Source organism: Vibrio sp. QJM3NY_21 (genome assembly GCF_057785975.1).
In genome coordinates this window covers 2,906,843-2,921,733 of sequence record NZ_CM173513.1, presented here as the reverse complement: position 1 = coordinate 2,921,733, position 14,891 = coordinate 2,906,843, and the positions used below count along the sequence as shown (strand labels likewise).

The window sequence follows — 14,891 nt, the reverse complement described above, 5'->3', positions numbered from 1 at the left end:
ACACCTTAATCAGGGTTAAGCTGACACTCGGTGTGAGTGTGCTTTGGTTTTGTTTTATTGAGCTTTCCAAGGGTTGCGATAGTCAACATTGAGTCTGTCGAGTAATGGCAGATGCCCCTTTAGGCGAGACAAGTAATCTAGCCAGCTTCGGTTGTTTTTATGTGTCCAACATCCTTCAGCTAAAGCGCTAATTCTTGGGAACACCATGTAATCCATACGCTTTTGATTGGTGACGATCTCACACCATAGAGCACACTGAATTCCGCGGATCCGCTTACGAATTGGGTCGGTGTCGGATATTTCAGCAAGCGCTTCGTAGGTATAAGCTTGTTCTAATGGAATAACGGCAGCCCAATCGACGCCCGGTTCTTCCGGTGCATAATCTTGGGTCATGTCGAGATAGGTAAATTGTGCCGGTTGCAGCACCACATCAAAGCCTTGGCGAGCGCAATTCACTGCAGCTTCTTCACTGAGCCACGAGTAGATGATGGTCTCTTTACTGACTTTGTCGCCGTGTTGCGCTTCTTCCCAGCCCACCATGCGCTTGCCAAGTTGCTTGAGTTTGTTCTCGGCATAACGGAATAGGTGGCCTTGTAAGTCTTTGCTGTCTTGATATTGATGCTCTTTCATCAGAGCTTGAGCTGCAGGGCTGTTGCTCCACACTCCTGGTGGCACTTCATCTGCGCCCATGTGGATCAATTCGCTAGGGAAAAGCTCTGCCACTTCTTCAATAACGGCATCTAGGAATTGGTAAGTACCCGGTAAACCTGGATTGAGCACGTTGTCGTTGTAGTGCTGAATACTCTTGTATTGTGTGGTGTCTGCTTGCTCTACTAGCATGTCAGGCAGTGATTTGATCGCGGCGCGACAGTGTCCTGGGATATCGATTTCAGGAATAACAGTGATACTGCGCTGCTCAGCATATTCAATCACTTCACGAATCTGTTGTTGCGTATAGAAGCCGCCATAGTTGTCAGCAATGTGGGTGTATTGCGGTTCTAGTGCATGATCAGGACCACGCCAAGCGCCAATTTCTGTTAGCTGAGGCAGGCTCTTAATTTCAATTCTCCAACCTTCATCGTCAGTTAGATGCCAATGAAAAACGTTGAACTTGTAGTGCGCCAGTTGATTGATTAAGCGCTTCACTTGCTCTACCGAGTGGAAGTGACGAGCGCAGTCCAACATCATGCCTCGGTATTTGAAACGAGGCTGATCGGCGATTTTGCAACATGGAACAGAGAAGTTCTCGGCATCCAGTTGTTGTACCAACTGAATCAAGCTTGCCACGGCGTGTGTGAAGCCCGATTGGCTACCTGATTCAACCGTTATCTGTTGTGCCGTGACGGTGAGCTTGTACTCGGCTTCGTCTAAAGTCGGATTGCTGCGAAATAGCATGTCGCAACTTTCGTCTTTTGAAAGTTCAGTTGAAAGCTCATTCGAAAGAGATAGTTCAAAGGTAGAAAGCAATTCTTGCTGAAACCAAGAGACTGCCTTATCAGCAAGATGAGATTGAACCTCAATTCTGCAGTCGTTATTTAGCGCGAATCTACTTAGCGCGAAACTACCTTGCTGAAATTCGATCTGATTCGGCTGAGGAATCAATGCCACTTGAGCTGCGCTCACTTCAGGAATTTGATTGCGTTCACGGTATGGCGAAGCCAGTACAATGGGTGATATCGCGACAGGCAGTACCGATGTTTCCCCATCATGATGTGACTGGATAAAGGCATCATTCAAGCCATCAGAATAGAAGCGGAATGGTGCGCTTTGAATACTGAATTCAAGGTAGAAATGGTTATTGGCCTTTAACACTGGCGAATTTGGTTTGAACGAGCAAAAGCTGCCTACTTGAGTCAATTCACCTTGCGACAAACTCTCAGGAAGGATGAATCGGTCAAAGGCAAAGTGCAGTGACCAATCTTGTACGTCGAGGTCACTTAAGTTATGTACCGTAAGGCCAAATCGGCAGCTATTTTTTTGTTCAGAAAGAACAGCTAAGTCGATGCGATAATTCATATAACTTCCCTGCTAAGCCTATTGATACAAGTTGTGTTGTGGTTTCCCGGCAAACATCAACGCGCCTTCGATAGCGTCGAATTGAGGTTTAACGATCCATTGTTGTACTGGTGGCGATAGCCAGTTGTGAATGCGTTCAGCGATACTTCCCATTAAGCACACCTTGTCAGCGCCTTTTCGATGCAGTGCCAAGACAAACATTTCGATATCAGCTGCAGTTTGCTTGAGCATCTCGATAGCCAGTTCATCGCCTTCATTTGCCAGTTGAAAAATCACTGGCGAGAATTGACCGTAATCCTTTGGAATTGCGCCTTTCGACCACTCCACAATGGCATCCACATCATTATTAAAGTGATTCATGACATGTAGAGTCAGTGGGGTTTTGCTGCGAATACCGTCTTCTGCAAGCAAGACTTGTTGAATCAAACGTAAGCCCATCACTGCGCCGCCGCCTTGATCTGAAATCGGGAATTCACGACCGCCAACCACATGTTGCTCACCGTCTTTTAGGTAGATTCCACAAGAACCCGTACCACCAATCATGATTGCGCCGTTTTGGCCGTTGTGAGCACCAATACAAGCGCCGTAAGCGTCTGTATTGAGTGTCATGCTTGCGAAAGGGTGTGTCTGTGCCATGAAGTCGAACCATGCTGATTTTTGCTCAGCGCCAGCCAGTGCTAGGCCAACATGCATATTTGAAAAATGGTCTGAGTTGAGTTGCCCTTGTTGTGCCGCTTTTGTGATGGCATCAACAATAGAGTTCATCGCAACATCCACGCCCAATAGGATGTTGGCACTGCCACTTTTCGCTTCACCAATCAGTTTGCCCTGGGCATCTCGAATTCGAGCTCGACAAGATGTACCGCCTCCATCAATACCTACGTAGTAAAGAGTCATGATTATTGCTCCTTACTTTGTGCTAGGAAGTTGAATTGCGAAGCCGTTGCCAATAGGAACCAAGCGCCGTGAGGGATCCATTGTTCACCCCATCGCCAGTTTTGAAGCATGTCGTCTTTCTGTGCTGGTGGGTTGAATGCGATGTCTTGCTCGTCTTCGAAACCAGCCGTGATGCCGTTGCAGACACCACCTTTTGCATTGAAGAAACCAAGCTGAGGTAGGTAATCTGGGTTGTTATGGCCGTGACCATCGAGCATGCACATATGGTATGGGTTGAGGCCCAAGATCCAATCAAGGCTGTTTTGTGAAAGCTGGATTAGGCGCTTCTGAAGGTCTACATCCTTAATGTGTGGTTGAACTAAGTACGCCATGGTGGCGAGTGAACCAAGGCGAGCATTTTCACCTTGCCACCAGTAACCAGTTTCGTTCTGTTGAGCGACGAAGAAGGCATCACGCTTATCACCATCGACAGACTTAACGTATTGTCTTGGGTAGCCAAACGGGTTGGTGACTTTGTCGGTAATGTTGATTTCAAACTGACAAGCTTGCTCAATAACCGTGCGAGCTTGTTCTTTCAACTTCGGGTCAGTTTCATTGTCGATGTATTCGCATAGCGCAATCACCGGAAGTCCCGCTTCTGCTGCATGGAAGTAAGGGCGAGAGCCATCAGTGTTTGCTGACCAGAAATGCGTAAACGAATCATCGGATTGCTGACGAGAGATTAAACGAGTCGCCCAAGTTCTTGCTTCTGATAGATATTGAGAATCTTGTGTCACTCGGTACAACTCATTGGCAGCGAGTAGGGCGCAATACTCATCGATGATGTTCTCTTCGCCATCGTTTAGGTATTGAAGGTTGTGTTCTTTAAGGTGCCAATAGCCTTTCACCGCTGTATCAAGGTAGGTTTTGCTAGAGTAACTACCAGAGGTTTCAAGCTCAGATGCAGCAGCCAGTGCTGCAATAGCTACGCCTGCACCTTGTCGGTAGCCCGCCTGTAAGTCCGTTGATTTATGACCCTCTTGAGTGGCATAAGCGCAGATGTCGCGCTGATTGATATCTTTGCTCCATTTGTCGAATACCGTCATATAGAAGTATCCGTCTGCGTCTTGCATACGCACTAAAAAATCGGTACCGAACAGAGCCTCTTCCGTTAGGCGAGTCATGGAGAATTTTGGGAAGTCTGGGTTATGGCTAGTCAAGCGTACGCTTTTTAGCATGTTCCAAACGACCATTGGAATTTGTTGTGGGTTGAGGTAATTACCATAAGATAGGTGGCTAAAGTACTTGCTTACGTCACCCGATGCGTCGTACCAACCGCCATGGACATCGACGTATCTGTCAGTGCCCAGAATTTGTGCCTGTTGATCTTTCTTGTCGAAAGTACCGCCGCAACGTTGAGACTTAAAGTAATGAAGCACATCAGAAAACGTGTGGTTCATTAATAGGTTGCTACCAATCTCGAAGACTTCTGAACGCAGGTTGTCAAAGCGCACGTAGTAGCGACCAGGTTCAGCGAATGAACTGAAATCGATGGTGAAGAATTGCTCTTGATGCCAATTGGCTACGTAGCCTTGTTTAACCACATCAAAATTTCCGACAGTCATATGATTGTCTGCACAAACGAGTAAAGCCGTAGTGCTCGATAGACGAGCTTTCTTTGTTTGTAAGATAGCTTGCTTTGGGCCTGTGGATTCATAGCCAATATGGTTGGTCAATAACAGCATCAATATTCTCCGACAGTCCTAGTTTCTATTGGCTAGGTACTTGAATTTTTTGGACATAAATAGTTAGGGCCCGCAGACCCTAACTTGGTTTTATTGCTTAGCTTTCGTGTAGGTAACAACGTACAAAGTGGTTATCAGCTAACTGTGTAACCCCAGGCAGCTGTTCTTTACACTTGTCCATCGCGTGAGTACAACGGCCTGCAAATGGGCAACCTGCTGATACTGGTGTCCAAAGTGGGATCTCCCCTTTGTTACCTGCTAGTTGGTCGTGGATCGATTTCTTAGGATCTGGAACTGCCGAAACCAATAGCTGAGTGTAAGGGTGTTGAGGGTTAGCGATAACGTCATCGGTATCGCCCCATTCCACCATGTGTCCAACGTACATTACGGAAAGATCTTCAGCGATGTAACGAGCAGTTGCGATGTCGTGAGTGATATAAAGTAGAGACATTTGCTTCTCAAACTTCATCTCTTCCATCAGGTTCAAAACACCAGCACGAATCGATACATCAAGCATTGAGGTTGGCTCATCGGCTAGAACAACTTCCGCACCTACCGCGATGTTACGTGCAAGGTTGACACGTTGACGCTGGCCACCTGAGAGTTGGTGAGGGTACTTTTCTGCCGTCGCTTGCGGTGGTACTAACCCCACTTGCTCTAGAAGATCGTATACACGTTCCTGTAACTCTCTCTTGTTGCCCGGAGATACTTTTTTGTGGATCAACAATGGGCGAGCAATGTGGTGGAAGATGTTATGTGTTGGGTTCAGAGAACCAAACGGGTCTTGCCATACCATCTGCACGCCTTCACGGTAATGCATGAGATCTTTTCTGCTTGAGATCTCTTGGATGTCACGGCCTTTGTACTCGATCGTACCGCCTGATGGCGCATACATTTTTGCGATCATTTTTGCCGTTGTTGATTTGCCTGAGCCAGACTCACCAACCACCGCTAGGCCGCGGCTTTTGTACATTTTGAATGACACGTCGTTAATCGCACGCATCATCGGGGTTTGAATAGTGGTACTGCTTATTGGGAAGTCTTTTACGACGTTCTTACCTTCTACCAATAATTGACCGAAATCTTTGCTCATAATTGTCTCCAGAATCCTTGTTCGCTTTGCTTGCTTTTCGGCGGTCGAGCCGCCTTATTCGTTATCCACGCTGAGTGAGCGTGCAAGCTATAGCTTCCTTTGTACTATTGGGTCACCGTACAGGTGGCAGTTAGACAAGTGTCCCGGGTCGATAGAGCGCAGCTTGGTTGGCACCTTAGTACAAGTTTCATGTACACGGTCACAACGAGCTTGGAAACGACACCCTTCAGGAATCTCTAAGAGGTTCAGAGGGTTGCCCGGAATACCCGCTAGTTTTGTCTTTGGCCCTGTTAGTGGAGGGAAAGAACTACCCAGCCCCTTGGTGTAAGGGTGGTAAGGGTTTTCTAGAATATCTTGAGAGTTCGCGACCTCGATAAGCTCACCTGAGTACATGATGCCGATACGGTCAGAGAACTCGACCATCAATGACAAGTCATGGGTGATGAACAGAATTGAGAAACCAAACTCTTCTTTTAGTGCATAGATCTTTTGTAGGATTTCGCGTTGAACAACCACATCAAGCGCGGTCGTTGGCTCATCCATAATGATCAGCTTTGGATTCAATGCTAAAGCGATAGCAATAACTAAGCGTTGACGCATGCCGCCAGAGAATTGGTGAGGGTAGTCACTCAATCGGCTTGGGTGAATATCGACAATTTCAAGTAGACCTTCAGCACGTTGCTTAGCTTGTTCACGAGTCATGTTGGTGTGATGCATAATCACATCACAGAACTGTTCTTCCATTGGAAGTACAGGATTGAGTGCGTTCATTGCACTCTGGAATACCATCGACATCTCGCTCCAGCGGAACGCTTGCATGCGTTCGTCACTGTATTCAAGGATGTTCTCACCATTGAAGATGACTTCACCACCACTGATGTAAGCGGGCGGCTTATGAAGACGCATAAGAGAGAAAGCAACGGTTGATTTACCACAGCCAGATTCACCAGCTAAGCCGAATACTTCACCCGGAGCGATGTCAAAACTTACGTTATTACACGCGCGAACATCGCCAGACTCTGTGATGTAATCCACGCATAAGTTGCGGATTGAAATTAGTGGTTCAGACATGATTATTTATCTCCGCTCCAAAGTGCATTTTGTGGTGGTAGTTCTGGTTCACGTTCTTCTTTATCTTGAGCCGCTAGTTTTTTCCAACGCTTCATGCCTTTGTGAGAACGCAGTTGCGGGTTGGCAATTTCATCGACCGCGAAATTAAGCAGAGCAAGGCCAGTTACAAGTAGTGTTAAGGCGATACAAGGAGCCAACAGTTCCCACCAAGCGCCAATCAGCATTGATGAAGAGGTTTGAACGTTGTAAAGCATGATGCCCCAGCTGATTGTGTTCGGGTCACCAAGACCTAGGAACGAAATTGTAGCTTCCATCATGATTGCGTACATCACCGAACCGATGAAGCTCGCGCCAACGATAGAGATAAGGTTCGGAAGAATCTCTACGAAGATGATACGGAATGAAGATTCACCCAAAACTTCAGCGGCTTTTACAAACTCTTTTTCACGCAGTGCTAACGTTTGGGAACGAACAACACGCGCGCCCCAAGCCCAGGACATAAAGCCGATAACTAAGGTTATGGTGAGTGGCCCTGCCTCACCGATAAAGGCTGCAACTACGAACAGTAATGGGTATTGAGGAATAACCAACATGATGTTCATTGCGGCTGTCAAAATGTCATCGACACGGCCGCCAAAGTAGCCCGCGGAAACACCGATAACCGTTGCTAGTAAACATACGGTAAGGCCCGCACCAAAACCTACAGCCAGAGATACACGTGCGCCGTATACCACTTGTGACCAAACGTCACGGCCCATACGAGTTGTCCCCAGTACATGGTCTGCCTTCTTAGACATGATAAGTGTGCGACGGTCGTCTGCTAGGTTTTGAGCAACCCAGCCGTCAGGGTTCGTTTGTGCAGACTTTACGACGAAGCCAGGGTACTCGTGTGGGTTACCTGTACGCTTGTCTGGTACATGTTTGGTGATCAATGGAGCCGCAATAGCACCAAGAATAAAAATACTTAGGATGATGACACCGGTTAGGGCCATCGGATTGCGCCAAATGAGTTTTAGAATATCTTTCATGATTATTTACCACCCTTACGAAGACGAGGGTCAAGAACAACGTAAAGCATGTCTGCAACAAGGTTAAAGAACAGCATGAATAGCGTCATGATAAGCAGTTGGCCTTGCAATACTTGGTAGTCACGAGCGTTAATTGCGTTGAAAAGTACGCTACCAAGACCTGGGTAGTTAAAGATGATTTCGATAATTAACTGACCGCCGATTGCCATACCTAGAGACATCGAAAGTGCTGTCACACTTGGTAGCATCGCGTTACGAGCTGCGTAATTGAATACCACTCGGTTTTCGCTAAGGCCTTTGCCTTTCGCCATGGTGATGTAGTCTTCTGCGAGTAGGTTGATCATGTTGTTACGCATGTTTACTAGGAAGCCACCAATTTGAACAACCGAAGCACATACCAGAGGTAAGAAAGCGTGGTAAGCAACGTCTTTGATGAATGTCCAACTTGTCCAGTCAGGTATCGTACCAGCGGTATAGGCGTAGCCAGTTGGGAACCATTTCAAACCAATTGCGAAGGTAAATAGCGCAAGCATGGCAATAACAACTTGAGGAACGGCTTGTAGAATAAGCATCCCTGGAGTAACAAAGGCATCGTATTTACTGCCACGTTTCCACGCTGCAAAAATACCTAGGATTGAGCCAATCGAGAAAGAAAGAATAACGGCAGTGCCTGCTAAGAATAGCGACCAACCGAATGCGCCACCTAACAGTGTATTTACTGAAAGTGGGTAGAATTGAATTGATGTACCAAGCTCCCAGCTTAGAATGTTCTTCATGTATGCGCCGTATTGAACCAGTAAGCCGCCATCAACGAAGCCTAATAGTTCTTTCATTGCCGCAATACGCTCAGGAGTAACTTGAACAGAAGCGTTCGCAAACATCATGGTAACTGGGTCACCAGGCATTGCTCTTGGAATAATAAAGTTTAACGTCGCTGCAACTAATAGCGCGACAAAATAAAATGACAAACGTCTTAAAAAATAACCCATAACTCACACCTTACTCACCCAGATTGTTTCCCTGTTTCTGGATTCAGGTCGCTCCTAGCGAAATTTGGAACGAAAAATCCCCTGACGACTAGCGCCATACTTTCAATTGATAGTGTGGGGATTTTTATAAGCGGCGTAAGAAGTTACGCCGCAAAGATTGAACGATTACTTATTTAACTGGTTTTAGGTCCAGTACATGAAGTAGACGCTCTGGAATACCAGCCCAAATGTTTGGACGGCCTTTTGGATTTTCTTCGTTCCACCAACCAGTGAAGCGAGTCGTGTTGTATTGGTACATGTAAGCACCAGACATCACTGGGATTGTCACTTGGTCTGCAGCGATGATTTGCTGGATACCGTGTGCAATATCTAGCTGCTCGTTCTTGTCAGCTGTTTTGTAGAAGCTGTTTAGAAGACCATCTAGCTTGTCGTTTTGGTAGAAGTGCATCGCGAAACGAGGCATACCATCACCAGATTGAAGTGATGAGTTGTAAGCACTGTTCCAGTACGTGTATGGATCCGCACCGTGGAAGTAGTTTGTGTATGCTACGTCGTATGTACCTTCAAGCATTGCTTGGTTGTAAACAGAGAAGTCAGGTGTACGAGCTTTCGCTTTAATACCGATTTCGTTTAGCTGTTCTACCGCTAGTTGAACTGTGTTGTTGAAGTCAGTCCAGCCGTTTGGCGATTGAATCATTAGTTCGAAAGACTTGCCTGATGGAGTGTCAACAAAACCATCTTTGTTTACATCTTTGAAGCCCGCGTCAGCAAGAAGCTTCTTCGCGCCTTCAGCGTTGTAAGTGTTGAAGCCCTTGTACTTGTCGTGAGTTTTTTCATCAGACCAAGCTTCAAATGCGTAGCCAAGACCCGATGCGAAATCGTTCACAGTACCGCCACCGTAGAATGCGATATCGATGATAGTTTGACGGTCAAGAGCCATAGAGAAAGCACGACGGAATTCAACGTTGCTCAATGCTTCATGCTTCGCAGCATCAGGGTGCTTGAAGTTAACGATGAATGCCTGTGTACCTGCTGGCGGGTACCAGTAGTGGTGTTTAGGGCTAGCTGCAGCGTATGTACGATCGATATCTGGAACGAAAGAAGACGTCCAGTCCATTTCACTGTTTACAACTTTACCTAGGAACTGGTCGTTGTTCGCAATTTGTGGAACACGTAGACAGTCAACATCTAGGTTGTCTGCATCCCAGTAGTTCGGGTTAGCACACTGGATGTATAGCTGAGCTGTAAACGTATCGATTTCTGTAAACGGACCAGAACCTACTGGGTTCTCATTGGTAAACGTTGATGGATCTTTCACGTCTTTCCAGATGTGCTTAGGTACTACTGGTACTTTAGCAATCTCGTAAGGTACGTTCGAGTTAGCTTCTGTTAGGCTGAACTTAACTTGGTAGTCGTTCAGTTTTTCTACAGAAGTTACCCAAGAGTTGATGCCAGATTGGTCAAGCTCTGGTTTCTCTTTTACAAGGTTGAAAGAAAAAACAACATCATCAGCAGAGAAAGTTTCTCCGTCAGACCATTTAACACCCTTACGAATGTCGAAAACTACGCTCATCAGATCATCTGACATTGTGAAGTTTTCAGCTAGACGGAACACTGGAGTGTTACCGTGCATTTCGTTAAATACTACTAGAGGCTCATAAAGGAAGTCGGTTGTAGTATGTAGGTTGGTAGCACCAAGGTACGGGTTAAAGTTACGTACGAATGTAGTGTACTCTTTCGGGTGAATAGTCAACTCACTGCGTTCTGCAGCTGTTGCTACTGATGCAAAACCTGTTGTAGCAGTTGCAATAATTGCTGTTGCTATTGCTGTTTTTTTTATATTGGCAAGCATAGCTGTTCCTTACTATTTGCTTTCATTTCACTAATGGATTGAATGTTATCTGTCGCTAAATTGTTTAGTAGATACACACTCTAGTTAAAGGCCTACCTCTTCTTCATTGCTCCAGATTCATCGTTGATTCTGAGAAGTGGTAAGAGTGGCCTGTAGGCCTTTGGCAGGAGTAAGAAAACACCTTATCGATGAATTAATCAAACTCGTTTCCCGTCAAAAACGTTAAAAAGACACAATCCCACGTCATTAACGTCAAAATGGGGTGCTTTGATGGTTTTTTGTGCGTAATTGTTAAGGTGATGTGACTCGCATTTGGTTTTGCTATGTCGGTTAATTGTAAGTAGTCACTAACTTTATAGGCTTTTTATTATAAAGCCTTAGGCTGGAATGGTGTAATTGTAGATCTTGGTCACTTGCCGATTTTACGTTAAATTTCCCTAGAAAATTAAATCTGCCGTTCTGTTGTGACTCGCTTCTCAAACTGCAACAAAGAGTCAGAGGAATGTGAAATTCAGCCAAGAAAAAGCTTCCAAAGAGTGATTGAACTGATGATTGTTTAAGCTTGAGTAACGTGTCACTTTGCTTGTTTAATACAGTGAAATAAGTGTGTCTGAATAGACGTTATTGTGCTTTGTTCGTGAATGATACTCATAAAAAAGCCCACGCTAGGTGGGCTCCATTATTTACAGTATCGTGATATTTCTTCAGGGTTAGCTGGTCAGTAGTTTCTGCAGTTTATCTCTTAGCATCTCGATATGAGTTCTTTCTGGTGTTTGTTCTTTACAGTGCTCAAGAATGAATTCGATAGAGCTCAGTACCGTTCGCCAGCGAGGTGTTTTCGGTAGAGTTTCTACGCGTAGGTATTTGTCTAGCGTTCTAGTTTGCAGGGTACTACGGTCTAAGTAGACTCGCCACAAGCCACTCTTTTCTGCGAAAGCAAACTTAGTCTCCCCTGTAACCGACTCCCAGTAGATAATGGCATTGGTCATGACATCGACTAGTACTTCACGCATCAGCTCTTGTTTGTTTTTACCTTCACCGGTTGCCTTATCAGCAAGGCGAGTAAATTCACCGCCAAGCTCCTTCAGTTGTTGAAGCTTATCTTTGTCACCTTCAAAGGCGTAGCTTGAAAGTGCCTCAACCGCTGTTTCAAGGTTATTGACTCGGTTTGAGTTAACGCCACCACCCACATTGAAGATATACATGGTGTCGAGCCCTGAGCCTTCAGGTAGCTTAAGGATGTCACTTGGAATGCGCTGACGTGTGTCGTCTATATAGATATCAATATCACCACAGTAGTGAGCTTGTTCCACCTTCAGGTATTTAGGCGCGATGATCTCGTCGGCCATTGAGCGCTTGAGTTGTTCTTGCCCACGTCTAAATAGCTTAGCAGCCGCTTCGTTGGCGAAGCGAATACGTTGGTCATCACGAATACAGATGATGGCTTCAGGGGCTGACTCCAACTGCTCCAACAAGCGACCTTGAGTTTCTAGTAGGTTAGCTTCAACCATGGCCCTGTGTTTAAGTTCTAGTTGCAGTTGATCATTCTCAAGACGTCTTTGCTCAGCTTTGCTTGCCGATAAGTGCGCTGTGATTCGAGCCGCCAGTTCCTGTTTGTTAAACGGCTTGGACAAGTAATCGTTGGCACCCGCTTCAAAGCCACGAACACGGTCTTCTGCTTGATTAAGAGCTGTGAGCATGATGATTGGCAATTGTGCATGATCGTATTGCTTACGCAGTGCTTCACAAACCTGATAGCCGCTCATACCTGGCATCATAATGTCGAGCAGAAGTAATTCTGGTTTCTCTTTCTCAATCAGTTCAATCGTTTCTGGGCCGTCACATGCGGTACGTACTCGATAACCTTCCAATTTCAAGAAGCTGTCTAGCACGCGTAGGTTTACCGGCTCATCATCAGCAATTACTAACAGCGGGCCATTCGGGTCTTCACTGATAGCGCTGTTTTCTTGCTGAGTGTTATCAATCAAATCAGGCGCTTGGAAGTGTGAGTAGCTCCCTGATTCATTGTAACTATCCAATTCTTCTTGAGTAGCTAAAGGTAATGTAAAGCTGAATGTAGTGCCAAGCATAGGTTGGCTACTTACGTACAGTGAGCCACCCATTAGCTCAATCAGCTGGCGACTAATGGACAATCCAAGTCCAGCACCTTGGCGATAGTTACTTGAGTCTTGTCCTGCTTGAATCAGTGGTTCAAAGATGTGTTCCAGGTACTCTGCTGGGATACCTTGGCCGGTATCGACAACTTGAACTCGAATATTGTCGTCGATAACACTCGCTGAGATAACAATCTTACCTTCGGATGTGTACTTGATGGCATTGCCGACCAAGTTATACATTACTTGTTCAAGGCGTTGTGGATCAGATGAAACGAGCCCTAAATCACTTGGCACTTGGTTAATTATGCGGATTGGTTTGTTACCTAACAGATGATGAGATAACTCAAGCACTAAGCTGGTGGCAGCAGATAAATCAACAGCAGACTTTTTAATATCCAAGCTTCCATAGCGCATCTTGTGATAATCAAGCAGGTCATCAACCAGTGTAGCCAACCTCTGACCACTATTGATGATGATATCCAATTGGTACTTCTGGTTGGCAGGAATAGGGCCGTTAGCACCAGATATTAGCGCTTCAGCGATGCCAACCATGCCATGAAGTGGCGTTCTCAATTCATGTGAGGTGGTGGCTAAGAATTCATCTTTAAGTTTGTTCGCCAGTTGCAACTCTTCGTTTTGCTTTTGAATGGTCTTAAGGTTGTCTTCAAGCTCACCGTTTTGGCTCTTGATGAGTTGCATTTTTTCACGGATCGATCGCTGCATTCTTTCGAAGCTAACCGCGAGTCGACCTATCTCATCTTTGCGTTCGGTATTGATCATGGTTTCATCAAGATCACCAGCAGAGACTTTCTCTGCAGCCCATGTGAGCTTGAGGAGAGGGGAAGTGATGAAATTGGACAGATAATGCGATGCGACAAACACAAGAATGATCGCCGTTAGCATCACGATCACGAAGATCTTCTCTAACTGATGAATACGGGCAAACGCCTCTTTTTCTGGCAGCTCTACGACAAGAGCCCATGTTGCGTATTTCAGCTCAATTGGGGTATATGCTGCGATGATCGCTTGATCTTGAGTGTTGTTGAACGTACCAACGGCTGTTTCGCCAGCCAATGCTTTGTCGACAACGTCTAAGCTTAAATTAATCGACTCTTGCGAATGGGCGAGGCTGCGTGGCAGGTGATCATCACCCACAAGCAGTGTTTGAATATTTGAACTCTTGTTGAGATCCGCAATCAGCTTAGTAATCCCATTGATTGGCAGCCTAAACATGGCGTAACTGTGCAGGTAGCCTTGTTGAACAATAGGCGCACCTAACCAAGCCGTCTGCTTACCGTTCTCATCTTTAAAGTCAGAAACGATAACCGGCGTATAGTCCTCGTTGGATTTACGTTTGTCTTTTACGTCTTTTGCTAAGCGTTGAAAGGTAACGCCTAGGTTTGAATCTTTGTACTTACCTGTTAGCAAGTTAGTGCCGTAATCATCACGCTTAAAGATTGAGTAAGCGACGTTACCGTTAATGTCGACTAATAGAATGTCATCAAAGTCTGAACGCTTAAGCAATTCCTGATATGAGTTATGGTAGCGCTTGTGAAGCAGTCGATAACGTTCGCTGCCAATAAAGCTACTAGATTCTGGAAGAATCGATGTCTTGATTTGATCGCCTGAGCCTTGAATGTAACGCTGCTGCGCATTACTGCGCGCTTCGTCAATATCTAACCCTAAGCGTTGGAACGCATTGATTAAACCATAGAATCGCCCGCCACTGGCATTGGCAAGTTCTGAGCGAACAAAGCCCATCACTTGGGACTCTTGAGCTTGTAGGTAATCGACAATTTGCTGTTGCTTAGTATCACGGACTGAAACAAGGTGCGAAGTACTTTGTTCCTGAAGATCCTGACTGTGCGACTGGAGGAAAAATATCGCGATAAGTGTCACTGGGGTAATACTGAGGACAAGAAATGCCAGCATTAGGGTATTTTGAAGGCGCTTAAACTTCTGCTTACGATAGAATCTAAACATAAATTGGGTACTACTTTCCTTTGATGTACTGCTAAAAGGGGTGAAAACAAGTACAGAGAATAGAATTAACGGGTTCCAATTTAACGAAATTAACGAGTTTTTTTACTTTGACAAGTAAGTG

Annotated in this window: 9 protein-coding genes; all 9 read right to left on the bottom strand. The window is 45.6% G+C overall.

The genetic code is table 11. From position 1 onward, the window contains the following. Window positions 1-54: 54 nt before the first annotated feature. Window positions 55-2,016: a beta-N-acetylhexosaminidase gene (locus AC3CID_RS12850; RefSeq protein ID WP_488526648.1), complete on the bottom strand. Its 1,962-nt coding sequence runs from the start codon at window positions 2,014-2,016 to the stop codon at window positions 55-57. 18 nt (window positions 2,017-2,034) lie between these two features. After that, the gene (locus tag AC3CID_RS12845) at window positions 2,035-2,913 is read right to left on the bottom strand and encodes a glucosamine kinase nucleotide-binding domain-containing protein (protein WP_488526647.1); all 879 of its coding nucleotides are present in this window, start codon (window positions 2,911-2,913) and stop codon (window positions 2,035-2,037) included. A gap of 2 nt (window positions 2,914-2,915) precedes the next feature. Next, window positions 2,916-4,637, bottom strand: coding sequence for a glycoside hydrolase family 9 protein (locus AC3CID_RS12840; protein ID WP_488526646.1), 1,722 nt, complete (start codon window positions 4,635-4,637; stop codon window positions 2,916-2,918). 97 nt (window positions 4,638-4,734) lie between these two features. Then, a complete protein-coding gene (locus tag AC3CID_RS12835; RefSeq protein ID WP_102487635.1) occupies window positions 4,735-5,730 on the bottom strand; it encodes an ABC transporter ATP-binding protein in 996 nt (331 codons plus the stop codon). A gap of 87 nt (window positions 5,731-5,817) precedes the next feature. Then, window positions 5,818-6,801 carry an ABC transporter ATP-binding protein gene (locus AC3CID_RS12830; protein ID WP_146454918.1) on the bottom strand — a complete coding sequence of 328 codons (984 nt, stop codon included), beginning with the start codon at window positions 6,799-6,801 and terminating at the stop codon, window positions 5,818-5,820. Window positions 6,802-6,803: 2 nt separating this feature from the next. Then, window positions 6,804-7,829, bottom strand: a complete 1,026-nt coding sequence (locus AC3CID_RS12825) for an ABC transporter permease (protein ID WP_004734531.1) — start codon at window positions 7,827-7,829, stop codon at window positions 6,804-6,806. Between the two features lie 2 nt (window positions 7,830-7,831). Continuing rightward, window positions 7,832-8,818, bottom strand: coding sequence for an ABC transporter permease (locus AC3CID_RS12820; protein WP_065205125.1), 987 nt, complete (start codon window positions 8,816-8,818; stop codon window positions 7,832-7,834). A gap of 169 nt (window positions 8,819-8,987) precedes the next feature. Continuing rightward, the gene (locus AC3CID_RS12815; protein ID WP_004734533.1) at window positions 8,988-10,670 is read right to left on the bottom strand and encodes an ABC transporter substrate-binding protein; all 1,683 of its coding nucleotides are present in this window, start codon (window positions 10,668-10,670) and stop codon (window positions 8,988-8,990) included. A gap of 710 nt (window positions 10,671-11,380) precedes the next feature. Further along, window positions 11,381-14,770, bottom strand: coding sequence for a response regulator (locus tag AC3CID_RS12810; RefSeq protein ID WP_171308135.1), 3,390 nt, complete (start codon window positions 14,768-14,770; stop codon window positions 11,381-11,383). Window positions 14,771-14,891 lie beyond the last annotated feature (121 nt).

Coding starts and splice junctions, on each gene's coding strand:
- AC3CID_RS12850 (WP_488526648.1), bottom strand. CDS start 2,016: ATGAATTATCGCATCGACTTAGCTGTTCTTTCTGAACAAAAAAATAGC.
- AC3CID_RS12845 (WP_488526647.1), bottom strand. CDS start 2,913: ATGACTCTTTACTACGTAGGTATTGATGGAGGCGGTACATCTTGTCGA.
- AC3CID_RS12840 (WP_488526646.1), bottom strand. CDS start 4,637: ATGCTGTTATTGACCAACCATATTGGCTATGAATCCACAGGCCCAAAG.
- AC3CID_RS12835 (WP_102487635.1), bottom strand. CDS start 5,730: ATGAGCAAAGATTTCGGTCAATTATTGGTAGAAGGTAAGAACGTCGTA.
- AC3CID_RS12830 (WP_146454918.1), bottom strand. CDS start 6,801: ATGTCTGAACCACTAATTTCAATCCGCAACTTATGCGTGGATTACATC.
- AC3CID_RS12825 (WP_004734531.1), bottom strand. CDS start 7,829: ATGAAAGATATTCTAAAACTCATTTGGCGCAATCCGATGGCCCTAACC.
- AC3CID_RS12820 (WP_065205125.1), bottom strand. CDS start 8,818: ATGGGTTATTTTTTAAGACGTTTGTCATTTTATTTTGTCGCGCTATTA.
- AC3CID_RS12815 (WP_004734533.1), bottom strand. CDS start 10,670: ATGCTTGCCAATATAAAAAAAACAGCAATAGCAACAGCAATTATTGCA.
- AC3CID_RS12810 (WP_171308135.1), bottom strand. CDS start 14,770: ATGTTTAGATTCTATCGTAAGCAGAAGTTTAAGCGCCTTCAAAATACC.